We start from the raw sequence: 25,299 nt of genomic DNA, 5'->3' as shown, positions 1-25,299 counted from the left end.
CGGGCGGGACCGGGCGAACGTACGTCGCGTCGACCGACACGACCGGGAGGCTGCCCGTGCTGCTGGTGCTGACGTCCGACACCCATGTGCCCAGACGTGCCCGGCGGCTGCCGGAACAGCTGTTGGCCGAGATCGAACGGGCCGACGCCGTACTCCACGCGGGCGACTGGGTGGACGAGGCGACCGTCGATCTGTTCGAGGCACGGGCGAAGCGCCTCGTCGCCGTCTTCGGGAACAACGACGGCCCGGCACTCAGGGCGCGGCTGCCCGAGGTGGCACGCGCCGAACTGGGAGGTCTGCGCTTCGGTGTCGTGCATGAGACCGGACCCGCCCAGGGGCGCGAGCGGCGCTGTGCCGAACGCTTCCCGGATCTGGACGTCCTCGTATTCGGCCACAGCCACATCCCCTGGGACACGGCCCCGGCGGACGGCCCCCGTCTGCTCAACCCGGGTTCGCCGACGGACAGAAGGCGTCAGCCGTACTGCACGTACATGACCGTGGTGGTCTCACGGGGGCAGTTGACGCAGGTGCTGCTGCACCGGTTGCCGCCCAGGGCGTGACAGCAACGGATAGGGGTCCGCAAGGCTCTTGTCGGGCCTGCGGGACGGGGCGACGATGGCCCCGCTGGGCAGTCACCGGACCGGGAGGCCGAGTTGACCGACGCTTGGGTGGCGCTTGAGGCGGGGCACGATCCGGTGCGGCGCGGCAGTGAGCTGCGCCGGGCGTACGAACGGTTCGCGACAGCGGGCCGCCTGGAGCGGACCGTTCGGCCCGTCGTCGCGGAATCATGGCGGCGGTGTGCCCGCGCACGTGTCGCACCGGAGGGCGCGGCATGCGTGGAGCTGGGCGACGAGGAGCTCGGGGTGTACCGGGACGGCCATCCGCTGTCACGGGTGATGCCGGTCATCCGCGAACTCATGGGCGTGTATGCCGTGGACGGCGAGCATCTCGTCGCGGTGTGCGACGCCCAGGCGCGCCTGCTGTGGGTCGAGGGCCATCCGGACGCACGGCGGCGTGCCCGGCGGATGAACTTCGTGGAGGGCGCGCGCTGGGCCGAATCCGTGGCGGGGACGAACGCGCCGGGCACGGCGATCGCCGTGGACCGCCCCGTGCAGGTGTTCGCGGCCGAGCACTTCCGTCGGCCGGTGCAGGACTGGACCTGCGCGGCGGCTCCCGTCCACGATCCGCACAGCGGGCGCCTGCTGGGCGCGGTGGACATCACGGGCGGTGACCGGCTCGCCCATCCGCACAGTCTCGCCTTCGTCGGAGCGGTGGCACGGGCAGCCGAGTCACATCTGGCTCTGCTGGCACCGCCACCGGCCGACGGTGCGGTGCGGCTGACCGCGCTCGGCAGGGACGAGGCGCTGCTGGTGGCGGAGGGCCGCAAGCTACGGCTGAGCCGCCGCCACAGCGAGATCCTCGTCGTGCTCGCCCGGCACCCGGAGGGGCTGAGCGGCGACGAGCTGCTGCTGGAGGTGTACGAGGACGAGCATGTCACCCCGGTGACGCTGCGCGCCGAACTGTCCCGGCTGCGCGGGACACTCGGGCCTCGGCTCCTGTTGTCCCGTCCGTACCGGCTGGCCGGCCCGGCCGATGCGGACTTCGACACGGTGGCCCGCCGGCTCTCCTCGGGAGCGGTCGCGGCGGCGCTGAGCGGGTACACCGGTCCGCTGCTACCGGGTTCGCGGGCACCCGGTGTCGTGCGGCTGAGGCGCCGGCTGGCCGACCAGCTGCGGGCCGCGCTGATCGATCGGGCCGATCCGGGGCTGCTGTCGGACTGGGCCCACAGCCCATGGGGCGAGGAAGACCTTCCGGTGTGGCAGGCGCTCGCCTCCGCGCTGCCGCAGGGGCGACGGGCCGCCGTCCAGGCCCGGGTACGGGCGCTGGACGTGGAGTACGGCGCCGCAACGTGGTTGCAACACGAGGATCCCTAGGTTCGGCTCCGACGCCGTCCGAAGGCGGACGGCGAGGGTTCGGGGAGGTCCCAGATGACTCGTTTCGCTGCGCCTGGCACCGAGGGCGCGATCGTCTCCTACGCGTCCCGCTACGACCACTGGATCGGCGGCGAGTACGTCCCGTCGGCCCTCGGTGGGTACTTCGACAACCCGAGCCCGGTCAACGGGCAGCCGTTCACCGAGATCGCCCGCGGCACCGCGGAGGACGTCGAGCGGGCTCTCGACGCCGCCCATGCCGCCGCCCCCGCGTGGGGACGTACCGCGCCCGAGGCCCGGGCGAACATCCTGCTGAGGATCGCCGACCGGATGGAGTCGCATCTGGAGGAGCTCGCAGTCGCGGAGAGCTGGGAGAACGGCAAACCGGTGCGGGAGACCCTGGCCGCCGACATCCCGCTGGCCGTCGATCACTTCCGCTACTTCGCCGGGGTGCTGCGGGCGCAGGAGGGCTCTCTCAGCGAGCTGGACGACGACACGGTGGCGTACCACTTCCATGAGCCGCTCGGTGTCGTCGCACAGATCATCCCGTGGAACTTCCCGATCCTGATGGCGGTGTGGAAGCTGGCCCCCGCTCTGGCTGCCGGAAACGCAGTCGTGCTGAAGCCCGCCGAGCAGACCCCGGCCTCCATCCATGTCTGGATGCGCCTCGTCGCCGATCTGCTGCCCCCGGGGGTCGTGAACATCGTCAACGGCTTCGGTGCGGAGGCGGGCAAACCGCTCGCGTCCAGCGCACGTGTCGCCAAGGTCGCCTTCACCGGAGAGACCACGACGGGGCGGCTGATCATGCAGTACGCCTCGGAGAACATCAAGCCGGTGACCCTGGAGCTGGGCGGCAAGTCACCGAACATCTTCTTCGACGACATCTGGGCGGCCGACGACGAGCTGCGCGACAAGGCGTTGGAGGGCTTCACGATGTTCGCCCTCAACCAGGGCGAGGTGTGCACCTGCCCGTCACGGGCGCTGATCCAGCGCGGGCACTACAGCGAGTTCCTGGACGCCGCGATCACGCGAACCGAGGCCATCGTGCCGGGACACCCGCTGGACACCGACACGATGATCGGCGCACAGGCCTCCAACGACCAGCTGCAGAAGATCCTGTCCTATCTGGACATCGGCCAGCAGGAAGGAGCCAAGATCCTGACAGGTGGTCAGCAGATCGAGTACATCGGCGAGATGGCGGGTGGATACTACGTCCAGCCCACCGTCTTCGAGGGTGACAACAGGATGCGGATCTTCCAGGAGGAGATCTTCGGTCCGGTCGTCGCGGTGACATCGTTCTCCGACTTCGACGACGCCATCAGGACGGCGAACGACACCCTGTACGGCCTGGGTGCGGGCGTCTGGACCCGGGACATCACCCAGGCCTACCGCGCCGGGCGGGCCATCCAGGCGGGCCGGGTCTGGACCAACTGCTACCACGCCTATCCCGCGCATGCGGCCTTCGGCGGCTACAAGCAGTCCGGGATCGGGCGCGAGACCCACAAGATGATGCTCGACCACTACCAGCAGACGAAGAACCTGCTGGTGTCGTACGCGCCGAAGAAGCTGGGCTTCTTCTGAGGGCCGCCCGCCCCGTAGTCCCTGATGGATCAGCGCGCGGCGTCGGATGCGTGGGTCCTCCCCGGGCCCCGCCACGGCCCGGGGGGAAGCATCGCAAGGCTGTGGGGCACTCCCCTGGCGACGCCGGAGGATGTTGACCCTCGCGCTGGGTGTGTTCGGCCGATTCGACAACACAGTGTGGGGGTGCCTCCCAGCGGTGGCCGGTGGAGCGCCGTAGCTGTCGTCGTGCGCCAGCACGCGGACACCGGCCGATCGCACCGGGCCGACGTCCGGCTACGAAGGCTCGAGGGGGCCGTGCAGTTCCCGCTGCCACAGGGCTTCGCAGAGCAGGTCCAGGCCCTGACGCACGTGGCGACGGTAGGTGCCGTAAGGAAGGGTCCAGGTAGCGGGAGAGGAAGTAGCTGTCGATCGCCGCCTCGTAGTGCACCGGTGCGTGTTCCCTCAGCCATGCGAAGTACCGGTAGGGGACGGCGGCGAAGTCCTCGGACAGGACGCTGAAGCCTGGAGTGACCACGGGCATGACGGAGAACCTCTCACAGTGGGCGGGAACAGCGACAGGCAGGGGCGGGAGGCCGGGTCCATCTCACGGCGGGAAAGCTGAGGCCGCTGACGACGAGCGTGCAGGGCCCGTGACCACCGCGGTGCTGTCGCAGCCCTGTCGCCAACCGGAACCGGCCGACGGCGACACGGGGGGCGGGTGACGACCGTGTGTGGCTTATCGAACATCTTCCATGATCGGTGGAGCTTACGACCTTGGGAGCGATCGAGGCCAGGGTGTGCCGGCCTGGCGGGTCGGCTGATGGGTAATCAGCGGCCGACCGGTCGGGCGAGGAGCAGTTCCGTACTCGCGTTGCGGCGGGTCGCCCTGCGGGCAGCGCGGTCGGAGACCAGCCCGGCGAGCGCAAGATGGGTCTCGGGGTAGCTCTCGCGGCTTCCGGTGAATCGCTGCAACGTCCGCCACTGCCCGTACTCGGCATTGGCGTGCTCTGCGCAGATCCGCCGGGAGGACCGGCGGCGCTGCTGTTCGCGCGTCGCCCCGAACCGAAGAACCAGCGAGCCGACCGCCAGCGCAGAGGCAGGGCGCTGACCGGCGGGGACACGTCGGGGCTGTCGGTGTGGCCGGTGGTCGCTGTCGTCATCGTCCGTCTGGTCCTCGGGCTGCGGCCACGTGAGAATGCCGCCATGACCGATACCTCGGACAACCCGACCACCTCGGCTGCCCCGGCGACCGTGGCCCGGCAGGACACCGCCCCCACCCCCGCCGTCCGCGTCGAGCGGGCGGGGCCCGTGACCACCGTGGTGCTGTCGCGGCCCGCCGCCCGCAACGCCGTGGACGGGCCGACCGCCCGGCAACTGGCCGACGCCTTCAGGGCGTTCGAAGCAGACGACGAGACCTCGGTCGCGGTGCTGTGGGGCGAGGGCGGGACGTTCTGCGCGGGCGCCGACCTCAAGGCCATCGGCACCGAACGCGGCAACCGTGTGGAGCCCGACGGCGACGGCCCCATGGGGCCGACCCGGATGCGCCTGACCAAGCCGGTCATCGCCGCCGTCGCCGGCCACGCCGTGGCCGGCGGGCTGGAGCTGGCCCTGTGGTGCGATCTGCGTGTGGTCGAGGAGGACGCGGTCCTCGGGGTGTTCTGCCGACGGTGGGGGGTACCTCTGATCGACGGCGGCACGGTCCGGCTGCCGCGGCTGATCGGCGAGAGCCGCGCCATGGACCTGATCCTGACCGGCCGGCCGGTCCCGGCCGCCGAGGCGTTCGCGATCGGGCTCGCCAACCGCCTCGTACCGCCGGGGCAGGCCCGGCACGCGGCGGAGGAACTCGCCCGGGAGATCGCCGCGTTCCCACAGCTGTGCCTGCGCCACGACCGGCTCTCCGTACGGGAGCAGCACGGGCTGGCCGAGCCGGAGGCGCTGGCCGCCGAGCTCCAGCACGGCATGGTGCCGCTGTCGGCCGGCGAGACCGTCTCGGGCGCCGCGCGCTTCGCATCCGGATCCGGACGACACGGTTCCTTCACCGACTGACACGTCCGGCTCCCTGCCGGTTACCGACCGTCCCTTCACGGGACACCGGTCAGGGATCCGGCTGCATGCCTGTGCGGCCGATGGCCCCTCGGACACCAGAAGATCCGGGCAGCTCCGGTGACCTACGCCGGCTCGCACACGGTCAGCTGTCCAGCGTGCGCAGGTACTTCGCGAACTTCTCCAGACCGTCGATGTTGCGCGGACCGCTGATGCCCTCGTTGTAGTCGAGGATGAAGAAGTTGTTCTTCCTGACCGCGGGCAGTTCCTTCGTGTGAGGGGACTTCTTCAGAAAGTCGATCTTCTTCTCCGCGGGCAGGTCGCCGTAGTCGAGGATCATGATGACTTCGGGCTCGGCCTTGGCGACGGACTCCCAGTTCACCTGGGTCCACCGCTGGTCCAGGCCGTCGAAGATGTTCCTTCCCCCGGCGGTCCTGATGATGTCGTTGGGCGGCACCTGGTTGCCCGCGCTGAAGGGCTGGTCGGTGCCCGAGTCGTAGAGGAAGACCGGCACCGGGCCACCCCTCGGCGCCTGCGCCCTGACCGCCTTGACGCGCTGCTTCAGGCCACCGACGACGTCGTCCGCCTTGTCCTCGACCTTGAAGATCTTGCCGAGCCGGTCGAGGTCGGTGTAGAGGGCCTCGAACGGGGTGACCTTCTCCGGGTACGCGGGGTAGTTGAAGCAGCTCTCGGTGTGCATGAAGCTCTGGATGCCGAGCCTGTCCAGGATCTCGGGGGTGATGCCCCGCTCGTCCTTGAAGCCGGAGTTCCAGCCCGCCACGACGAAGTCGGACTTGGCTTCCACGACGAGTTCCTTGTTCAGAAGATCGTCGCTGAGCATCTTCACCTTGGCGTACTCGGAGGCCCACGGGGACTCGCTGACGGGCGGGTTCGCCGGCGGCATCACATAGCCGTACACGTGCTTCGTCAGACCGAGGCTGAACAGCTTGTCGGCGCTTCCGCCCTCGTACGCCACTGCGCGCTTCGGTGTCGTGTACGAGACCGGTTCGCCGCAGCGCTTGACGGTGACCTTGTCCGACGCCTTGGTGTCCGTGGGGACCTCGGCGCCGCAGCCGCCGAGCAGCAAGGTGGCGGCGAGCGTGGATGCGAGAGTGGTGCGGTGCCGCACCGAGCCGAGAGATCGGGTCATGCGCATGGGGTGGTATTGCCTTTCACAGGGAGGAGTCGAGCGAATACAACAGTTGGGGATCACCCGTCAGCGGGTGGGAAATGATGCTGGCCCTGACGCCGAAGACCTCGTCGATCAGTTCCGCGGTGAGGATGTGCGAGGGCGAACCGGCCGTCACCAGGCGGCCCTGGGAGAGGACTCCGAGGCGGTCGCAGGCGGCCGCGGCGAGGTTGAGGTCGTGGAGCACGACCAGGACGGTGAGTCCGGAACCGCGCAGGAGCGAGAGCAACTCGACCTGGTGGCGCACGTCGAGGTGGTTGGTCGGCTCGTCCAGTACCAGGATCCTCGGCTCCTGCACGAGGGCCCGTGCCAGCAGGACGCGTTGACGCTCCCCGCCCGACAGTGTGAGGACGCCGCGCCGGGCGAGATGGTGGATCCCGAGCCGTTCCATCGCGCGCTCGCACAGGTCCCGCTCCCGCCGGCTGAGTGCCTGGTTGCCCTGGAGGTGGGGCGTGCGCCCGAGCGCGATGACCTCTTCGACCGTGAAGTCGAGGTCGACGACCCCGTCCTGGGTCATGGCCGCGATGACCTGCGCGCTGCGGCGCGTCGTCAGGCGGGAAAGGTCGTCCTCGCCCACCCAGACGGTGCCGGCGCTGGGGCGAAGTGCCCGGTACACGCACCGCAGGGCGGTGGACTTCCCGCTTCCGTTCGGGCCGATGAGGCCCACGACCTGGCCGTTCGGCACCTGCAGGGACAGGTCGCGTACCAGGCTCGTGCCGTCGGTCACCACCGACAGACCGTCAAGCGTCAGATCCATCTCAACGGCCTCCGAACATGTAGCCCTTGCGGCGCATCAGGAGAAGGAACACCGGCACGCCGACGAGTGCGGTGATGACGCCCAGCGGCAGCTCACGCGGGGCCACCAGCGTCCGGGACACCAGATCGACCCACACCATGAAGATGGCTCCGGCCAGTGGCGCCACGGCCAGCACCCGGGTGTGCGTGGCCCCGACGACCATGCGCACCACGTGCGGCATGACCAGACCGACGAAGGCGATGGCACCGCTGACTGCGACCATCACACCCGTCACGAGGGAGACGAGCACGAGCAGGCCCTTGCGGTGCCGGTCCGGGCTGATGCCCAGGCTTGCGGCGGTCTCGTCCCCGAGCGCCATGACGTCCAGCGTCCGGCCGTACCGGTGGAGCACGGCCAGTCCGAGCAGCACGGCAACGGACACGACGGGCAGCGCGCCCCAGGTGGCAGCGCCGAAGCCGCCCATCGTCCAGTAGAGGACCGTACTGGTCGCCTCGCTGTTCGGCGCGAAGTAGACGATGACGCTCATGACCGCCTGGAAGCCAAGGGACAGGGCCACGCCCGTCAGGACCAGGCGCAGGGGTGAGAGTGCACCCCGGCTGGAGGACGCCACGTACACCATGAGCGACGCCACCAGTGCGCCGACGAAGGCGCCGGCGGAGACGGCGTAGATACCGAACGCCGCCAGGCCTCCGGTGACCGTGACGCCGACGGCGCCGACGGACGCCCCCGACGAGACGCCGAGAACGAAGGGGTCGGCAAGCACATTGCGCACCATGGCCTGGATGGCGACGCCGATCGCGCTCAGCCCCGCGCCCACCAGTGCCGCCAGCAGCACCCGCGGCGTACGGATCTGCCAGACGATCTGATACGTGGTCACCTCGTCCGCCGCGATGCTCCCGCCGCTGAGAGCCGCCCACAGGTACCGGGCGGTCTCCCCCGGCGCGATCACGGCGGACCCCAGGCCGATGGCCACGACGACGGAGGTGAGGAGAACGGCGAGCAGTACGGCGCAAGCCGCCACCAGACCTTTGCGGGAGGCGAGCCGGTCCTTCGCGCTCATGGCGGGTTCGGCGGGTGAGATGCCGGCTGACCCGGCCGCGCCGGTGTCGACCGGCGGTGTGGAGATCGCGGGCGGAGGCATGGAGCCGTCCTTTCGCTGTCGGTGATGGGGACCATGTGCAACAGCGGAATCGAGCGTGCCGCTGTGTGCCGGCCGCCCGCCGTGACGGGCGGCCGGCACGCGCCTTCGTCGACTACGCGGCGTCCTTCGCCTCTTGCTCCTGCTCCCCCGCACCGTGACGGGACACCAGGAAGACAGCGCCGAGTGCCACGAGTACGAGCGCACCGAAGACGGCCGCGATGCCCGGGTAGCCGGCCAGGCCGAGGCCGGCGCCGCCCAGGGCCGCACCGACGAAGACTCCGAGGCTCTGGCCCGCGGCGTTGAGGCTCAGGGCCGAGCCGCGCAGCGATCCGCAGCGTCGTACCAGGAGACTGACGGCGCATGCGGCCACGACCGCGTGGCTCGCCGCGTGCAGCGACGTCATCGCCAGCGCGAGTGGCAGCCAGGCGGTGAAGTAGAAGCCCACGACCGACGCCAGGGCAGCTACCAGGCCGATGGCCAGCATGCGCTCGGTGCCGATGCGGGGTTCGGCGGAGTTCGTGATCCGCCCGGTGAGGAGGTTGCTCACGAAGAACGACGCGCCGCTCAGCGTCCAGACGAACGCGAAGAGGCCGGGGTCGAGCCCGAAACGGTCGTCGTAGTAGGCCGCCAGGTAGGCGAGGTAGCCCATGAACACCGCGGTGCGGAGCAGGGAGACGAGAAGCAGTGGCACCGCCCCGCGCACTGCTCCCAGGGCCTTGAACGACGCGAGGTAGCTCAGGCGCCGCCCGTTCCCGGCATCCTCGGCATCCTTCCGCCCGGCCCGCACGAGGAAGACCAAGGCAAGGAGGACCGAGGCCGCGGTCACGGCGATGAAGTCTCCCTCCCAGCCCCAGAGGAGCGCGGGCAGGGCCACGACCGGCGCGGCGAGCATCGCGGTCATCGACTGCGTGGCCGTGACCAGGGTCGCGGCCCGGCCGGCCGCCTTGCCCGTGCCGAAGCGGTCAGCGGCAGCCGCGGTGAGGGCCGGGTTCAGCACGGACGTACTCGCGCCGACCAACAGACAGAACACGGCCAGCGGGACGAAGTCCCCGCTCGCGCCCAGCGCCGCCGAGGCTCCGAGCGCGGCGAGTCCGCCCGCGGCCGCCCACTCCTTGCGCACCCGGTCGAGGAAGGGAGCGAGCGCCGTGCCGACCAACAGGGCCGCCAGTCCTCCGAGTCCGCGCAGGCCGCCCATGGCGGCGACGCTGCTCCCGGCCTCGTCCGCGATCGGCACGAGGTAGGTGCTGAAGATGGTGAACGGCAGCAGGCCGACCGCCGAGGCGAGCAGGACCGGCCACAGGGCACGGGCCATCTTCAGGTCGCCGGGCAGCGCCTCCTCCGCCCCTGCCGCGTCGCGGTCCGTCGCGGAGCTCTTGGCAGAGGTGCTCACGAACCGTCCTCACTCGCGCGCACCGGCTCGGCGGCCCGGTAGCGGTACATGAGCGTCGTATCGGCGCTGAACTGCGAGAAGGGGAAGGGCTCGGCGTTCAGGGCGGTGACTCCGCAGGGCAGGAACGCACGGGCGACGGCGCTGCCGGTCTGCGCGTAGACGATCAGGGGAACTCCGTGCTCCCGGCAGTGTTCGAGGATGAGGTCGAATGTGCCGTTGCTCAGGGTCATGCCGGTGACCACGACGGCATCGGCTTGCTCGAGGACCTCGGTCATGTCGTCGGTGACCTGCTCGCCCCACTGGGTGGTGCGCAGGTTCAGGTCGCAGGGGAGGCAGACTCCGCCCCGGTCGCGTATCGCCGCGACCAGAGGGTTGACCACACCGATGAGTGCCACCTTCGCGCCCGGCTCGATGTCGAGGAGACTGGCGATGGAGGCGTCGCGGGCCCGGGCACGGACCTCCGGCGTCCCGGTCGGCAGCGCGACCGGCTCGGCATCGACGGCTTCCCGGTGTGGCTGCACCTGGGAGAGGTATGCGTCGAGAGCGGCGATACGGACCGGGATCGACCCGTGGCACAGCAGCGTGTCGAGGGTGTGGCCGGAGGCGTTCTCGCAGAACTCGGGGGCGAGCTCACCGGCTTCGAAGGAGCAGGCACCGAAGGACTGGCCGACCCGGAGCACGAGGTAGTGGTTGTGGTAGGTGGCCTCGCTCCCGGCGAGCCGGGTGGTGTGGTAGAGCCAGAACGCGCTGGTGACGGCCAGGTCCCTCGGATCGGGGCCGTAGGCGCCCGACAGTACGGCGTCGGTCAGGTCCGCGACCGTCTGCGGCTTGAGGTAGGGCATTTCGGATTCTCTCGTCGGAGTTGTGGGTGCTGCTGTCCCGGGGGTTCGATCAACCGCCGGTCTCAGTGGTGGAGTTGCCGGTGCTTCTCAGCTCTCGCCCGGAACACGGAGGTCGGACCAGGAGGTGGTCGACCAGGGATGTCTCAGCTCTTCGAGCGAGGTGACCTCGTGCGGCTTCAGGGTGTCGATGTCCTGGGCCTCCGTGTGCCTGGCGTAGGCGCTTTCGACGTATCGGTGGCCCGTGTCGGCCGCGATGAAGACGTATGTGCGGGAATCGTCTCTTCGGCGTTCCCAGTGAGTGGTGAGGTAGGCGGCGCCGGTCGACAGGCCGGCGAAGATGCCGCTGCTGCGGAGGAGTTCGACCGCGCCGGAGAGTGCGCAGTCGAAGTTGACCCAGTGGACCCTGTCGTAGAGCTGGTGCCGGACGTTCTGGAATTCGATGGCACTGCCGATCCCCGCGATGATCATGTCCGGGTCGGACACGTGCTCCGAGCCGAAGGTGACGCTGCCGAAAGGCTGTACGCCGACGAGTGACACGTCGTCCCGCCCCGCTTCGCGCAGATAGGTGGCGATGGCGCCGGTCGACGCGCCCGAGCCCACCCCGCCCACCAGCGTCAGGGGTCCTTCGTGCACCTCCTGGGCGATCGTGTCGGCCACGTCGCGGTAGCCGTGGTAGTGGATGCTGTCGTGGTACTGCCGCATCCAGTGGTACGAAGGGTTCGCCTTCAGGATCTCGGCGATGCGCCGCACCCGAAGCTCCTGGTCGAGGCGCAGGTCCTTCGACGGCCTGACCTGCTCCAGCGTGACGCCGAGGATTTCCAGCTGTGCGCGGAGGGTCCGGTCCACGGTCGTGGAACCCACGATGTGGCACTTCATTCCGTAGCGGTGACAGGCCAGTGCCAGCGCCTGTGCGTAGATTCCGCTGGAGCTGTCGATGAGCGTGTCACCGGGTTCGACGGCGCCGGACTCCAGGAGGTGTCGGACCGCCCCCAGGGCCGAGTAGATCTTCATCGTTTCGAACCGCAGACAGACCAGGTCCGGCTGCAGGGATATCAGATCGGGCTTCTTGATTGCTTCTGCTATGTGTGTGTACATGCCTGTCTTCCTGTCAGGCGGCCATGCTCCGGCGCAGCTTGAACAGGTGGGTCCGAACGCTGTCCGTGTCCCGGGTCGGCCGGTGGATGAGGCCGGGAGCGAAGAGCCGGGCGACAGCTCGAACAACCATCCGTTCGTACGCGAAGGTCCGGCGCGCTTGCAGTCCTGGGCTCGTTCGCGGCGAGAATCCCGTCCGCCAGGGAGGGTCCAGCCGGAACGCTCTCGCGGAGCGCCTCCGCGCCCACCGGCGGGGACGCCCGAATTGGCCACCCAACGGCCATGGTTCTGCCGACCTACGCCTTCCTCCTCGTCCGGGACGCCGATGGGATCGAGCCGAGAGCATCACACTAGATGAAAATGATTGTCAAGACCGATTACACGCATCGGCGTGGACTTGCCCTCCGATGTCAGACTCAGATAGAAACGATTATCACTTTCATCTGACGACCCGATGGGGAGGAGTACCGTGAGGCTGTCCCAGGAGCCCGGGCTACGACGTCGTCTGCCACGAGGGGAACCGGCGGGACCCGGAGTGGGCACCGCCTTCGGGACCTTCGGTGAGCTGCTCCAAGGCGTACTGCCGGAGAAGGACGGAGACTTCCTGGTCACCCTGCCCGTCGCCCGGTGGACCAGGGCGACCTTCCGACCGGACCCGGACATGAGCGAGTTGGTGGTTCGGCCCTTCCGGAAACAGAAGTCCCTCCGACTCGCACGCATGATCGTCGACTCGGCGCCGCAGCCGACCGCCGGGGTGCTGACCGTCAACAGCGTCATCCCGGAGGGCAAGGGGCTGGCCAGTTCATCGGCCGACCTGGTCGCGACCGCGCGGGCGATGGGGCAGGCTCTCGGTCTCGCGATGCCCGCCTCCCGGATCGAGCGGCTCCTGGCGCGCATCGAACCCACCGACGGCGTGCTCTACCCCGGCATCGTCGCCTTCCACCATCGCAGCGTTCGCCTGCGCGCGGTCCTGGGGTCCCTGCCGGCCATGACCGTGGTGGGGATCGACGAGGGCGGAGCGGTCGACACGGTCGACTTCAACCGCATTCCCAAGCCGTTCACAGCAGCCGACCGGCGCGAGTACGCGCGCCTGCTGGACCGGCTCGCCGCCGCCATACGCTCCCGTGACCTCGCGGAGGTGGGCCGGATCGCGACACGCAGCGCGCTGATGAACCAGCCCCTCCGGCACAAACGGTCCCTGGAGCGCATGCGTGAGATCTGCCGTGAGGTCGGTGGACTGGGCGTCGCCGTGGGTCACAGCGGCACGACGCTGGGAGTGCTGCTGGACACCACGGACCCCGCATGCCCGCATCGTGCCACCGCCGCGGCGCGCGCTTGCACGGAGCTGGCGGGAGGCGTGGCGGTCCACCGGACCCTCAGCTTCCCGAACACCCTCCACACGCAGCCGCGTCTCCCCGTACTCATGTGATTCCCGTTCACGGCGGGTCGCAGCCACGGTGGCGTGGCCGCGGGAGAGTTCACGACCCAGGACGGGCTCGCGGTGTCCGCTCATGGGCACGAGCGATCAGGGTCGGCGAACGAGACACCGACCGGGTGCTACGGCCAACGCACGGCCGCAAGGGGCACACCGGAGACCGCGAGAGTACTGCTGCACACTTGTGAAGACGCGGGATGTCAGTGTCGGCGGCTGCCGCCGGACCGGCGGTTACGGCAGCGGGCCGACGTCCGTCGCAGGACGTCCGTCGTAGGCTGAATCTCGCATGTGAGGGCAGGAGGCTGAGGTGGCCGAGACGACGTTCGGCGAGGTGATGGCCGAGCTCGCCGAGCTCGAGGACCCGAAGACACGCGCGGTCAACGAGAAACACGGTGACGATCACGGTGTGAACCTCGGCAAGCTGCGCGCGCTCGCGAAGCGGCTGAAGACACAGCAGCAACTCGCGTGCCGCCTCTGGGAGACGGATGACACCGCGGCGAGACTGCTGGCGATCCTGATCTGCCGCCCGAAGGCGTTCGAGCGTGACGAGTTGGACGTCATGGTGCGCGAGGCGCGCACACCCAAGGTGCACGACTGGCTCGTGAACTACGTGGTGAAGAAGAACCCGCACTCCGAAGAGCTGCGCCTGGCCTGGTCCGCCGATCCGGATCCCGTGGTCGCCAGCGCCGGCTGGGCGCTGACCACCGAACGCGTGACGAAGAAGCCCGAGGGTCTCGACCTCGCAGGACTGCTCGACGTCATCGAGGCGGAGATGAAGGACGCCCCGGATCGTCTGCAGTGGGCGATGAACCACTGCCTCGCTCAGATCGGGATCGATCACGCCGAGCACCGCACCCGTGCCATCGACATCGGTGAGCGCCTGGAGGTGCTCAAGGACTACCCGACCTCCCCGGGCTGCACGTCTCCTTTCGCGCCCATCTGGATCACCGAGATGGTGCGCCGGCAGCACGACGCGTAGGAGGGTTCGCGCTCACGCTCGGCCGCCGGGTCGTACGTCGTCGGGGTCGCCCGCGAGGAGTGACTCCAGGGTGGAGAGGTCCTCGACACCCGTGACGCGGGAAATTCCGCGGTGCCACGGTCCTGGCGGGGGCCGCCGCGTACCGCGCCTGGGTCAGGGCTTTGCCCAGGCCCGCTGTTGTCTCCGTGAGCGCACTGACGCCGGCGTGCAGCGCCGTGGCCGGGCTGCAGTCGTCGATCAGCAGCCGCTGCCGCCTGCCCGGCAGAGTCATGGACGCGCCAAGGAGTGAGCGAGTGCAGCAGCCCGCGGACGAGCACGTCTCCTTCGGACGCGGCCACCACTCCTGTGCGTCCGCAGTGCACCACCACCACTGGATATTCCTCCTAGAAAGCTGGCATCTGCAATGGATAATCACACCTGGAGTTGCAGATGCCAGATCTTTGGCTCTAGCGTGGCGCGTATGCAGTCCTACACCATCGGACAGGCGGCACGGTTGCTGGGCGTCAGCCCCGACACTGCACGCCGCTGGGCGGATGCCGGTCGGGTCGCGACCCATCGCGACGACAACGGTCGCCGCCTCATCGACGGCCGGGACCTGGCCGCTTTCTCCATCGAGGTCGCCCAGGGCGGCAGCAGCGAGGACGAACCCTCCTACACGTCTGCGCGCAACGCCTTCCCGGGCATCGTCACCGCGGTCAAGCTCGGCGATGTCGCGGCCCAGGTCGAGATCCAGGCGGGTCCGCACCGGCTCGTGTCCCTGTTGACCCGCGAGGCCGTGGAGGAACTGGGTCTTGAGGTCGGCATGGAGGCCACCGCCCGCGTGAAGTCGACCAGCGTGCACATCGACCGCACCTGACCTCTGGCACAACCGAGCGGCGTCGCCCGTCAACGGCGCGGCTCGTCACCGTCCGCTCGGGCGGCACCCAAGCCGGCCACGTCCCCAAGGAGTCCCACACCCATGTCCCACGCCTTCACCAGACGCCGCGCCGCCGCTGCCTTCCTGACCGCGGCCCTCCTCGTCCCGCTCGCCGCCTGCGGCAGCGACGACTCCAAGAAGGACGGCGGCGACGCAAAGACCCCCGGGTCCGCCGCAGGAGCACCCAAGGCCGACCTGACTGTGCTGGCGGCCGCTTCGCTGACCGACGTCTTCAAGACCGCCGGCGCCGCGTACGAGAAGAAGAATCCCGGCACGAAGATCACGTTCTCCTTCGCCGGGTCTCAGGAGCTGGTCGCACAGGTCAAGCAGGGCGCACCGGCCGACGCACTGGTCACCGCAGACACCAAGAGCATGGACAGCGTGAAGGCGGACACCGGCTCCCCGGCCGTCATCGCCAAGAACCGCCTCGTCATCGCCACGGTCGAGGGCAACCCTCACAAGGTCGACGAGCTCAAGGACCTCGCGGACACGAAGCTGAAGGTCGTCCTCGCCGCCCCCGAGGTGCCGGCCGGCAAGTACAGCAAGAAGATCCTCGACGCCCAGAAGATCACAGTGAAGCCGGTCTCCCAGGAGCCGAACGTCCGGGCCGTCCTGAGCAAGGTCGAACTGGGAGAGGCCGACGCGGGTCTCGTCTACAAGACCGACGCCGAGACCGCCACGGACAAGGTCGACGCGGTCGAGATCCCGGACGCACAGAACGCGATCGCCGAGTACCCGGCCGCGACGCTGAAGCAGTCCGAGAACGCCGAAGCCGCCGCCGCGTTCGTCGCCTGGCTGTCCAGTCCCGAGGCCCGGAAGATCCTCCAGGACGCGGGCTTCCAGCAGCCGTAGTCGCACGCGACTGCTCTGAGGGGGCTGCCCGTTCCACGGAGCGGGCAGCCCCTGCCCCGTCCCTCACCCGCGCTCAATGGATCACCGATGAAACGAACACACCGTCGCACACCGGGCCCCCGCGCCCCGGTCACCCTGGTGGTCCCCGCACTGCTCGCAGTGGCATTCCTGTTGCTGCCGCTCGTCGGGATCCTCGTACGGACGCAGTGGGGCGAACTCGCGAACCACCTCACGGCTCCCGGAACCGTCGAGGCGGTCCAGCTCTCGCTGCTGGTCTCCTTCTGGGCACTCGGCCTGTCGCTGGGCCTGGGGGTGCCACTGGCGTGGCTGCTGGCTCGCGTACCGTTCCCCGGCAAGGCGTTCGTACGTTCGCTCGTGCTGCTGCCGATGGTGCTGCCGCCCACCGTCGGCGGTGTCGCGCTGCTGCTGGCCTTCGGCCGCCGCGGGCTGCTCGGCCCCTGGCTGGAGAACACGTTCGGCATCACCCTGCCGTTCCACACCTCGGGCGCCGTCCTCGCCGCGACCTTTGTCGCCATGCCGTTCCTCGTCATCAGCCTCGAAGGCGCGCTGGGCGGCCTGAGGCCCCGTTACGAGGAGACCGCCGCGTCCCTCGGGGCCTCGCCGGTTCGGGTGTTCTTCACCGTGACGATGCCCATGGTCGCCCCGGGACTCATCGCGGGTGCCGCCCTCACCTGGGCCCGGGCGCTGGGAGAGTTCGGCGCCACCATCACCTTCGCCGGCAACCTGCCTGGCAGCACCCAGACCTTGCCCCTGCAGGTGTATCTGCTGCTCCAGGACGAGCCGGAAGCAGCGACCTCGGTCTCCCTGCTGCTGCTCGCCATCGCGATGCTGGTGCTCATCACGCTGCGAGGCCGCTGGACGCCCGCCGTCCGCCGGAACGCGCCCGTGCCCCCGGTGGACGGGGTCGAACCCGTCCTGGCGCCGGCACCCGTCCCCGAGTACGCAGCCGCACAGGCCTCGGCTCCGCAGGAGCGCTGGTCTCTCCATGCCGACGTCAGCGGCTTCACCAGACTCGCCCTGGACGCCGAACCGGGTACCACGATCGCCGTGGTCGGGCCCAACGGCGCAGGCAAGACCACCCTGCTGCGCGCCCTCCTGGGCCTCACCCCTCGCGCCCACGCCGAACTCCGGCTCGGCGACCACGATGTCACCGCGCTCCCTCCGCACCGCAAAGGCGTGGCCTGGGTCCCGCAGGACGGTGCGCTCTTCCCGCACATGAGCGCGCTGGCCAACACCGCATACGGACTTCGCGCTCACGGCGTCCCGCGCGCCGAGGCCCGTCGCAGCGCCGAGGACTGGCTCGACCGGCTGGGCGTCGGCCATCTCGCCCATCGCAAGCCTGCTCAGCTGTCCGGTGGTCAGGCCCAGCGTGTCGCGCTCGCCCGGGCACTGGCCGCCCGCCCCCGGCTCCTCCTGCTCGACGAGCCGCTTGCCGCCCTCGACCAGACCACCCGCGCGCAGGTCCGGCACACACTGCGCCGCCATCTCGACGGTTTCGGCGGCGTGTGCCTGATCGTCACGCATGACCCCGTCGAAGCCGTCGCGCTCGCCGACAGGGTCCTCGTTCTCGACGACGGCCGCGCCCTGCAGGACGCCCCGCCTACGGACGTCACCCGCCACCCCCGCTCCCCCTGGGTGGCTCGTATGCTCGGCCGCAACGCCTGGCCCGGCACCGCCACCGCCGACGGCATCCAACTCACCGGCGGAGGCACACTCATCGTCGCCGAACCGCTCCCGGCCGGCACGAACGCTCTCGCGATCATCGCTCCGGAAGCCGTCGCCGTGCACCCGGACAGGCCCACCGGCAGCCCCCGGAACGTGTGGCCCGGCACTGTCCGGGAGATCACCACCAGCGGAAGCCGGCTACGTGTCCTGATCACCTCCGACGAGGCTCCGGACCTCGTCGCCGAGATCACCCCGAACGCACTCGCCGAACTCGGCCTCGCCGACGGATCTGCCGTATGGACCAGCGTCAAAGCGACCGAGGCGGCCGTGGTGGCCCTCTGACCGGTCCCTTCGCGTGCGAACCGGACGGACGACGGACAACGACTCCTCGAAGGGCGTGGGACGAAACCGTGTCGCTGCGTCAGTTGGAGTACCTGGTCTCGCTCGCCTGGGAGCGGCGGCACTTGCTCGACCCGGCACGGCCGTCGGCGGGGCCTTGCAGGTACGACGGCGGCTCTCCGCCGATGCCGGGCTCCACCGCAAGTCCCCGCCCGTACCGAGCTTCGGCCCTGCAAGGAGTCGAGGCCATTCACCGATCCGTGGCGCTCCAACTCGGCGGGCAGAGAGGGCCCGTCGGGCAGGTCCCGCGAACGCCCCGACCAGAGAGACCCGTTGGTCGTGACCATCCAACTCGGGATGCGGGGGACGGAGCCGGTCGACGACACGTACGAGATCCTGGCACTCCTGCAGACCCCGGCCCAGTGGCTCATGTGCCCCCGGGTCTCGGCGTCGTCCGCTGCAGCCGTGGAAGCCGACGATGAGGCCCTCGATGGCCAGGCCAGGAACTCTGCGCCCGCACACGAGGCATGATTACCGGGCCGACCCAATGGCATGAAAACGCCACAAATGGGTTATTGCAGACATGTGGCCCGTCGATCATAATCCTCCGTGTCATGTTCGACTCCCGCCTCCAGCATCGGCAAGGCTCCGGAGAGCACGAAGAGTGCAACCTCCCACCTCAACGTCCAAGGAAATGAGCTGACCAGGGTGCTGGGCAACGGCGGGTACTCGGCCAGGTTCAGGACTGCCTTCGCAGGGGGACTGCTCGTCGCCGGCTTCGCAGTCGCCTCGTGTGACGGCGACGACAACAAGACCGAGGCGAACGGCAAGGTCACGATCGTCTACGAGGACGACACGATCAGGCCGCAGGACCGGCAGGCCGTGGCGGTGATCCGGAAGTCCCGCGTACTCGAGCAGCTCGCCGGCTGGGTGAACAGGTCGGTCGCCCTCCCGCACGACCTGGTCGTGAAGGTCACCGACAAGGTCCCACCAGGGGTGACCGATGCGGTCACCCAGCCCGACGGCAGGACGATCTTCGTGCCCCCGCCGTTCCTGACCCAGGTCGAGGGGGTCCTCAGCAAGGTGGTCAAGACCGTCGAGCGACCCGCCCTGTTCCCCAGCAAGGGGTACAACGCCGACGCCCTGACCGCACTGTCGACGCAGTTCATCTTCGGCCACGAGATGGGCCATGCTCTGCAACGTCAGCTTCTGCTTCCGAATCTCGGCCTCGAGGAGGACGCAGCCGACGGGTTCGCGTCGTTCTACACCGTCAACGAGGTGGGACCGGGCCCGTCGCTGGCAGCCGCGATCCTTTTCGACGAGCTGGCCCGCGAGGAGGGCGAGCTGACGCTGGAGGGGCTCTCGAGCGATCACCCCGTCACTCAGCAACGGGTCTTCAACTTCCTGTGCTACCTCGAGGGGAGCGACCCGAAGAAGTACTACGGGCCTCTGGTCGACGCGGGTTACCTGCCGAAGACCCGTGCCCCGCTGTGTCCACAGGCATGGGCCATGCTGGACTACGGCTGGTGGACCCAACTCCAGCCGCATTTCAGCGGGGCGTTCAAGGACCAGGGTGACACGACGCAGGAGAAGGCACGCGCCCACCTCATCGCGGAGACGAAGGCCTTCGCGGAGGAGCTCGACAAGTTCCGCAGTGGGCAGTGAGCATGCAGAGCCATCGGCCCGCCCCTGCGACAGTGGTCATCCCGTGCGGCCAGGGACTTCGCACGAGCGCCAGGCGCATGGCCAGCTGCGCCCCGCAGTCCAGGCAGGGGACTGCGGGGCGGTGCGGGGTGACCGGAACGAGCAGCTCGCTCGGCTGGTCGCCGCCAGGCCGGTTCACGGACATCCCGGCGGCGCACGGGCCGCTGCCGTGGGAGCGCCGGGGGAAGACTGACAGGAGCTACCTGTCACGCATTGGGGTCGAAGGGGATGCCGGCCGGTTTGGCCTCGGCGAGGTGGCCCGCGAAGCTGCCGTCCTTGAGCCCGAAGTGGGCGCTGCCGAAGTCGGCCTGGCTGAGCTTGTCGCGCAGGCCTGCCGGGTAGCCGTTCCAGCCAACGAGCTTGGGGAACTGCCAGGTGTGCTGGTGGTTCTCCGGCGGTTCGTCGTTGGAGTTGGCCGGTCGGAAGCAGTGGGTGCTCACACCGTCCTTGTGATACACGATCTTCGGGTGCGTGCCGTCCCAGCGGATCCGGTCGCGCGGGTAGATGTCGAAATCTCCGTGGGCAGACGTGGCGACGTACTTCGCCTGGTTGTTCTGCACCCAGACCACGACGTGCTCCCAGTCGTGGCGGTGCCCGCCGAGACTGATGCCGGGGATGGCCTGGTCCTTCTCGAAGTAGAGCCCGTAGATGATGGCGCACCAGCCGTTGTTGCACTTGGCGCGCGAGTACCCGTTGGTGTTGACGAGGTCCGACGCGTCCCGGCAGTTGCCGTTGAGGGCACCGGTGGGCTTCAGGCCGGGGTTGATGGCGCCGTCGGGACCGATGGCCGGCGTCGAGTAACAGCCGTCGGTGTCGTAGTCGTAGGCCGGCTGGAACGTCTGGTCCAGAGCGTCCGCGTTGGCCGGCAGGGCGGCCAACGGCGCGGCGAGGGCAGTGTTCGGGACGGCGAGCACCAGCGCGAACGCACCGGCGAGGACGAGCGAAGTTCTGCGGATTCTTGCGCTCTGCTGCACCAAGTCCTCCTGGAGACCGCGGCGTGGGGGTACACGATCCATTGACATGTCCGCCACAGCTTTCAGGTGTTTCGGCGGAATACCAAGAGGGGTGAGGCAACTATGCGATGAAAGGTGGACCAAGAACCGGACGCAGTCCGGCAGATCGCGCTTCTTGCGTTGCCTGCGCGGCCCCGGCCATGCCTCCGGTCCGGTCTCCGGCCGGTTGCTCCTGCCCGGCTTCTCCTCCGTCCGGAGCCGTGATCGTCGGATTGCTGAGCCCGAAGTCGTTGTCAGGCTCTCCAGCCATGCGGACGACAGTTCGGCGCCGGCATGCACGCCTCCCGCAGCCCGACGGCGCACGGGAACCAACAGCTGTTTCGCAGCGGCCCCGCGACCGTCCATCCGTCGGCCGACAGGGCGACCGGGTGGCCGGGCGACCGTCGGCTGATTCGGCGGCGGCCACCTCACACCCTGCGGACGTGGCGACTCCCTTGGGCGTTCACCGGCCGTTCCGCATCGACGAACGCGCGCACCCTTCCGCGATCGGGACAGGGCATGGACGTCGGGCGCACAACGAGGCGTGTCGTCGGTGGTGGAGGTCGCAGCCGCTCTGCTCACCGCTCCCCGTCCGGCAGCGGACGACGGACGCCGGGCCCGAGGATGCGCCACAAGCCCACGGCACCGAGGATGGAAGAACCCAGAGTCTCTCGAGGAGCTGAACCATGACCACTCCACGGGACCTGATGATCATCGCCATGGACGCGGTGCCCAGCCGCCCTGTCGGCCAGGGCGACCTGTCGCTCGCGCTCGCAGGAGCCGAGGTGATCGACCTCTTCGACGCCCGGGCCATCACCCTCGACGGCGATCGCATCGTTCCGGGCCACCGCCCGGCCATAGCCGATCCCCTGTTGGATCAGGCCGCATCGTCGCTCGTTCTCGAAGCGCCCTACGAATCGATCGACGACTGGCTGTGGCGCAGAGGTCGCGACCTGTCGGCATCGTATGTGGCCGCCCTCGAGGCCGATGGGCAGCTCATTCGGCAACATCGTCGCGGGATGCCCTTCGGAGCCGGTCGGATCGTCCCGGCCGATTCGCCCGACCGACGCCGGGCGGCAGAGCGCTGGGCATCGCGCGAGCCTGTCCTCGCCGCCCTTGCAGCGGCGGTCGGGGTCGACACCCGCGAGGAAAGCCCTGCGGACTCCCCGGGCGTGGACGAAGGGGCCATGAACAACGTGAACAACGCCGATACCTCGGACACCCTGGACACCGTGCTCGCCGCCCTCCAGGACGCACTGTTGGAACTGGAGGCCGTCCGGCAGCGGCGCACCATCGAGAATGCCGCCTTCGACAACATCTGGCGAGGCGCATGACAACCAGGGTCGGAGTGGGTCCCGCCTGCCCACAAGTGCGGCGGCCGGCCGCGTTGTTCGTGGAACACAGGTGTCCGGTGGCGACCAGCACGGTGTTGTACGCCCACGGTGGGAGGCCGGCCGGTCGAGGACTCCCCCGGCCCCCTAGTGGGTGACGAGCCGGCGATACGACCCGCCGCCTGCGGACCCGGTCCACCGATCGCGCCACCGCAGGAATCAGGAGGGGGCGGACTCCTCGGCGTAGGAGAGACTGCTGACATCTCCCAGGTAGGGAGAGCCGGGCGGGGTGTACTCGTCGTCCGGTTCGTGATCGTCCATGTAGCCGAAGTCGGCAGTTCCGAACGGCTTCTTCAGGATGCCCTTCACACGGTAGAGCGGTGTCAGATCCCCGGCCGCCAACTGCTTCGTGCTGACGCCGGCGCCGCCCACCCAGTGCAACCCCGCGTCGGCGGTGAGCAGATCGACCCCCGTGACGACCGATGGATCGACCGCCGCACGGAGCTCCGCATGTCCGTTCTTCTCGTCGGAGATCAGCACGGTGGTGCGCCGGGCGCTCACCACTGCGGTGATGACGACACGGTTCTTGGGCCACTTGCCATCCTCGAACTGCTCGAGGATCGCACTCCGCACCGCGGCGAAGTTCCCGATCTCCGTCCATCGGCAGCCGACCGCCCGGAAGAGGAAGCCGCCCGCCTTGTCGAAGCCGATCCGCAGGCGCGTGGCCGCGCCCACCGGGGCGACGGAGGCCCTCGCGTTGGCACCGAAGTCGACTGTCGCCGCACGCTGGTGCTCCCACACCGAACGGGCATCGGGCACGTCCGACGTGTCGAAGTCGATGCCGTAGTCGGCCAGCGTCCCCTGGGAGTCGAAGAGTCCGTTCTTGCGGTAGACCCCGACCTCACCCACCCGGCGCTTCTCGTCGGGGGCCCAGGTGGCCTCCAGATCGAGCTCCTCGAGCATGGCCGCCACGTACCGCTCACGCTGTTTCATACGATTTCCCCCTCGCCGAGTCACACTGTGCGGTTACTGTAGGTCAAGGATGGTGACGCCGTGCGAGGATCGCGCCGATTGGTGCGACGAGCGCACGATCCCGTGAAGTGACCGCACTCAGGAGGGTGAATGGAGCCGGCGGTCGCTTTGTCGATTCGCCGTTGGGAGTGCGATCCCCGCACCGGCGGGCCGCTGCGCTGGGTGTGGACACTCGTCCTGCCCACCGGCAGGGAGGTCTCGCACCCGGTCCTTCTGGACCGGACGGCCGACGGGATGGGAACACTTGATACGGTCCATGGCTTCTCGGGGCGCGTGCATGCCCTCTTCGCGAAGGGTGCGCCGCCGCACCGGGTCGAGAAGGAACTGCGCCGGGTGGGATGCCTCGTGACCACCGCGCTACTGGGGCGCATGGCAGGGGTTCTGGCGGAACTGGGGCCGGTCAGCGTCGAGTTGCGCATCCCGCGCGTGCTGGTGGAGCTCGACACCGTTCCCTGGGAGCTCGCCCTGGTGCACGGTGAGTCCCTCGGCCAACGGCACATCACCTTCATCAGAGGTCTGGGCCCTGCGCCCGACCGTTCGAACGGACCCGTGCTGCCGGCCGATCGGCCTCGCCCCGGGGACACGGCGCTGCGGATGCTGGCTCTCTTCAGCCTGCCCACGAACACGGGGCCGCTGGACCTCGGCGCGCATCGGGCCGATTTGCGTTCGCGCCTTCTCCTGAGCGCAAGCCGGCATGTCGACCTGGATCTGACCACCCGGCAGTTCGCAGTGGGGCGAAGTGACCTCCGCACACTGGCGGGACATCGGGAAGGCTGGGACGTCATCCACATCGTGGCGCACGGGAAACCGGGCGAACTGATCCTGTCGAAGCCGGACGGCTCCAAGGACCCTGTCTCCGCACAGGACTTACTGGAGCTGCTGGAGCCGGCGCGCGGACGACTGGCTCTGGTGGTCCTCACCGCGTGCTGGTCCGGGGCCGACGTCCCCGCGGCGGGTGACCGCGCGCCCGGTGCCGACGACGTCCGTACCGATGGCCGGCCGGGCGGCCTGGCCTCGGTCGCGTCGGCGCTCTCGGAGAACCTGCGCTGCGCGGTGCTGGCCATGCGGTTCCCGGTCCGCAACGACTTCGCCCGCTGTTTCGAGGACACGTTCTACGAGGCACTGCTGGAGGCGGGACATTCCCTTCCCGGGGCCTTCCGCACCGCGGTGGAGGCCGTCACCACGAAGGAGGGCCTCCTGGAGCAGGAGCTTCCGTCACTCGCGAGCAGTACGCCCATGCTGTTCGCATCCGAAGCGTACGACTGGAAGGTTCTGGGCACTCGACGGGGCGCCGGTCCGTCGAACCGTCCTCACGCCCGTACGGCCCTGCTGCCCGAGTTCCCGTCCCGGTTCATCGGGCGCACCGAGGAGTTGGTGGCGTCGAGTGCAGCCTTTGACGCAACGGCTCCGGAACCCGGTGCGGTGCTCCACGGGCCCGAAGGGTCGGGCACCAGTACCTGCGCATCGGTTCTGGCCCATGATCTGCGCGACGCCTTCGGCACGGTGCTGTGGCATCCGAGCCCCTCCCCGGCCGCCCGCGATCACCAGGGGCTCGCCGTCGGACTGCTGCACGATCTGCAGATCACCCTCGGCGGCTTCGACGACCTGGTGCGGGAGGCCCGTGGGACACCCTCATCGGCGTGGCCCGGCATTGCGGCGCGGCTCGCCGACCGGCTGGCCGGCCGGGGCCGGATCCTGATCGTCGTCGACGGTATGGAAGAGCTCCTCGCGCGTGACGCCGGATGGTGGATGCTGATCGACACACTCGCCCGGAACCGGGGCGAGTTGAAACTGATGCTCACGGCGGCGGCCGATCCCGCTCCGCTGGCGCCACTGCTTCGTCGCTGCCCGCTCCATTCACTGACGGATCGTCATATGGTGCGTCTGGCGGCCGGCCTGCCCCGACTGGGGGCACTTCTCGGGCGCGCCGATCTGGGCCGTGTACTGGCAGCGACCGCAGGACGGCCCGGGGCACTGCTCGCGGCGGAGGCGGCCGCCGTCAGCGAGGAAGCCCTTTACGCCTGGGCCGACTCCCGGGCTTCGGAACAATGACCTCGCAGGGCAACTCTGTGCGTTCCTGCTGCACGG

Annotated in this window: 22 protein-coding genes; 13 read left to right on the top strand and 9 right to left on the bottom strand. The window is 69.4% G+C overall.

The window, feature by feature from the left end:
- Positions 1-56: 56 nt before the first annotated feature.
- The 3 genes from AC068D_RS27265 to exaC all read left to right on the top strand — a co-directional run bounded on the left by AC068D_RS27265 (position 57) and on the right by exaC (position 3,512).
- Positions 57-560: a metallophosphoesterase family protein gene (locus AC068D_RS27265; protein WP_478825715.1), complete on the top strand. Its 504-nt coding sequence runs from the start codon at positions 57-59 to the stop codon at positions 558-560.
- A 93-nt stretch (positions 561-653) separates the two neighbouring features.
- Complete coding sequence (locus tag AC068D_RS27260) at positions 654-1,934, top strand: GAF domain-containing protein (protein ID WP_478825714.1); 1,281 nt, start codon at positions 654-656, stop codon at positions 1,932-1,934.
- 54 nt (positions 1,935-1,988) lie between these two features.
- Positions 1,989-3,512 carry an acetaldehyde dehydrogenase ExaC gene (gene exaC, locus AC068D_RS27255; protein WP_478825713.1) on the top strand — a complete coding sequence of 508 codons (1,524 nt, stop codon included), beginning with the start codon at positions 1,989-1,991 and terminating at the stop codon, positions 3,510-3,512.
- Positions 3,513-4,319: 807 nt separating this feature from the next.
- Here the strand turns inward: exaC and AC068D_RS27250 are convergent.
- Positions 4,320-4,463, bottom strand: coding sequence for a hypothetical protein (locus AC068D_RS27250; protein ID WP_478825712.1), 144 nt, complete (start codon positions 4,461-4,463; stop codon positions 4,320-4,322).
- Between the two features lie 231 nt (positions 4,464-4,694).
- On the opposite strand from AC068D_RS27250, the gene AC068D_RS27245 reads away from it, so the two are divergent.
- The gene (locus AC068D_RS27245) at positions 4,695-5,537 is read left to right on the top strand and encodes a crotonase/enoyl-CoA hydratase family protein (RefSeq protein WP_478825711.1); all 843 of its coding nucleotides are present in this window, start codon (positions 4,695-4,697) and stop codon (positions 5,535-5,537) included.
- Positions 5,538-5,679: 142 nt separating this feature from the next.
- Here AC068D_RS27245 and AC068D_RS27240 read toward each other — a convergent pair whose 3' ends face one another.
- The 6 genes from AC068D_RS27240 to AC068D_RS27215 form a co-directional block, all read right to left on the bottom strand.
- Positions 5,680-6,690: an ABC transporter substrate-binding protein gene (locus AC068D_RS27240; RefSeq protein WP_478825710.1), complete on the bottom strand. Its 1,011-nt coding sequence runs from the start codon at positions 6,688-6,690 to the stop codon at positions 5,680-5,682.
- A 16-nt stretch (positions 6,691-6,706) separates the two neighbouring features.
- Positions 6,707-7,480, bottom strand: a complete 774-nt coding sequence (locus AC068D_RS27235) for an ABC transporter ATP-binding protein (protein WP_478825709.1) — start codon at positions 7,478-7,480, stop codon at positions 6,707-6,709.
- 1 nt (position 7,481) lies between these two features.
- Entirely contained in the window at positions 7,482-8,501 is a 1,020-nt protein-coding gene (locus AC068D_RS27230) for a FecCD family ABC transporter permease (protein ID WP_478825785.1), read from the bottom strand.
- A 232-nt stretch (positions 8,502-8,733) separates the two neighbouring features.
- On the bottom strand, positions 8,734-10,011 hold the full coding sequence (locus tag AC068D_RS27225; RefSeq protein ID WP_478825708.1) for an MFS transporter: 1,278 nt from the start codon (positions 10,009-10,011) through the stop codon (positions 8,734-8,736).
- The gene (locus AC068D_RS27220) at positions 10,008-10,853 is read right to left on the bottom strand and encodes a Rossmann-like domain-containing protein (protein WP_478825707.1); all 846 of its coding nucleotides are present in this window, start codon (positions 10,851-10,853) and stop codon (positions 10,008-10,010) included. The genes AC068D_RS27225 and AC068D_RS27220 overlap by 4 nt, the downstream gene beginning before the upstream one ends.
- Before the next feature lie 87 nt (positions 10,854-10,940).
- Complete coding sequence (locus AC068D_RS27215) at positions 10,941-11,948, bottom strand: pyridoxal-phosphate dependent enzyme (RefSeq protein ID WP_478825706.1); 1,008 nt, start codon at positions 11,946-11,948, stop codon at positions 10,941-10,943.
- A gap of 466 nt (positions 11,949-12,414) precedes the next feature.
- Here AC068D_RS27215 and AC068D_RS27210 point away from each other — a divergent pair, with 466 nt between their 5' ends.
- The 7 genes from AC068D_RS27210 (at position 12,415) to AC068D_RS27180 (ending at position 19,817) form a co-directional block, all read left to right on the top strand.
- Positions 12,415-13,374: a GHMP family kinase ATP-binding protein gene (locus AC068D_RS27210; RefSeq protein ID WP_478825705.1), complete on the top strand. Its 960-nt coding sequence runs from the start codon at positions 12,415-12,417 to the stop codon at positions 13,372-13,374.
- A gap of 340 nt (positions 13,375-13,714) precedes the next feature.
- Positions 13,715-14,359, top strand: coding sequence for a DNA alkylation repair protein (locus AC068D_RS27205; protein ID WP_478825784.1), 645 nt, complete (start codon positions 13,715-13,717; stop codon positions 14,357-14,359).
- A 460-nt stretch (positions 14,360-14,819) separates the two neighbouring features.
- The gene (locus tag AC068D_RS27200; protein WP_478825704.1) at positions 14,820-15,215 is read left to right on the top strand and encodes a TOBE domain-containing protein; all 396 of its coding nucleotides are present in this window, start codon (positions 14,820-14,822) and stop codon (positions 15,213-15,215) included.
- A 102-nt stretch (positions 15,216-15,317) separates the two neighbouring features.
- On the top strand, positions 15,318-16,127 hold the full coding sequence (gene modA, locus AC068D_RS27195) for a molybdate ABC transporter substrate-binding protein (RefSeq protein WP_478825703.1): 810 nt from the start codon (positions 15,318-15,320) through the stop codon (positions 16,125-16,127).
- 87 nt (positions 16,128-16,214) lie between these two features.
- Entirely contained in the window at positions 16,215-18,155 is a 1,941-nt protein-coding gene (locus AC068D_RS27190; protein WP_478825702.1) for an ABC transporter permease, read from the top strand.
- Between the two features lie 336 nt (positions 18,156-18,491).
- Positions 18,492-18,683, top strand: a complete 192-nt coding sequence (locus AC068D_RS27185; protein ID WP_478825701.1) for a hypothetical protein — start codon at positions 18,492-18,494, stop codon at positions 18,681-18,683.
- A gap of 78 nt (positions 18,684-18,761) precedes the next feature.
- Positions 18,762-19,817, top strand: coding sequence for a DUF4344 domain-containing metallopeptidase (locus tag AC068D_RS27180; protein WP_478825700.1), 1,056 nt, complete (start codon positions 18,762-18,764; stop codon positions 19,815-19,817).
- 245 nt (positions 19,818-20,062) lie between these two features.
- Here the strand turns inward: AC068D_RS27180 and AC068D_RS27175 are convergent, their stop codons facing one another.
- Positions 20,063-20,830, bottom strand: coding sequence for an NPP1 family protein (locus tag AC068D_RS27175; protein WP_478825699.1), 768 nt, complete (start codon positions 20,828-20,830; stop codon positions 20,063-20,065).
- 704 nt (positions 20,831-21,534) lie between these two features.
- Here AC068D_RS27175 and AC068D_RS27170 point away from each other — a divergent pair.
- The gene (locus AC068D_RS27170) at positions 21,535-22,182 is read left to right on the top strand and encodes a GOLPH3/VPS74 family protein (protein ID WP_478825698.1); all 648 of its coding nucleotides are present in this window, start codon (positions 21,535-21,537) and stop codon (positions 22,180-22,182) included.
- A gap of 216 nt (positions 22,183-22,398) precedes the next feature.
- Here the strand turns inward: AC068D_RS27170 and AC068D_RS27165 are convergent, their stop codons facing one another.
- Positions 22,399-23,172, bottom strand: coding sequence for a hypothetical protein (locus tag AC068D_RS27165; RefSeq protein ID WP_478825697.1), 774 nt, complete (start codon positions 23,170-23,172; stop codon positions 22,399-22,401).
- A 147-nt stretch (positions 23,173-23,319) separates the two neighbouring features.
- Between AC068D_RS27165 and AC068D_RS27160 the strand changes: the two genes are divergently transcribed.
- Entirely contained in the window at positions 23,320-25,263 is a 1,944-nt protein-coding gene (locus AC068D_RS27160) for a CHAT domain-containing protein (protein ID WP_478825696.1), read from the top strand.
- The last annotated feature ends 36 nt before the right edge of the window (positions 25,264-25,299 follow it).

The sequence above is a fragment of the Streptomyces sp. NPDC043861 genome, from assembly GCF_056435905.1.
Note: the sequence above shows the minus strand (reverse complement) of the source record. Positions and strands in the feature narration are given on the sequence as shown.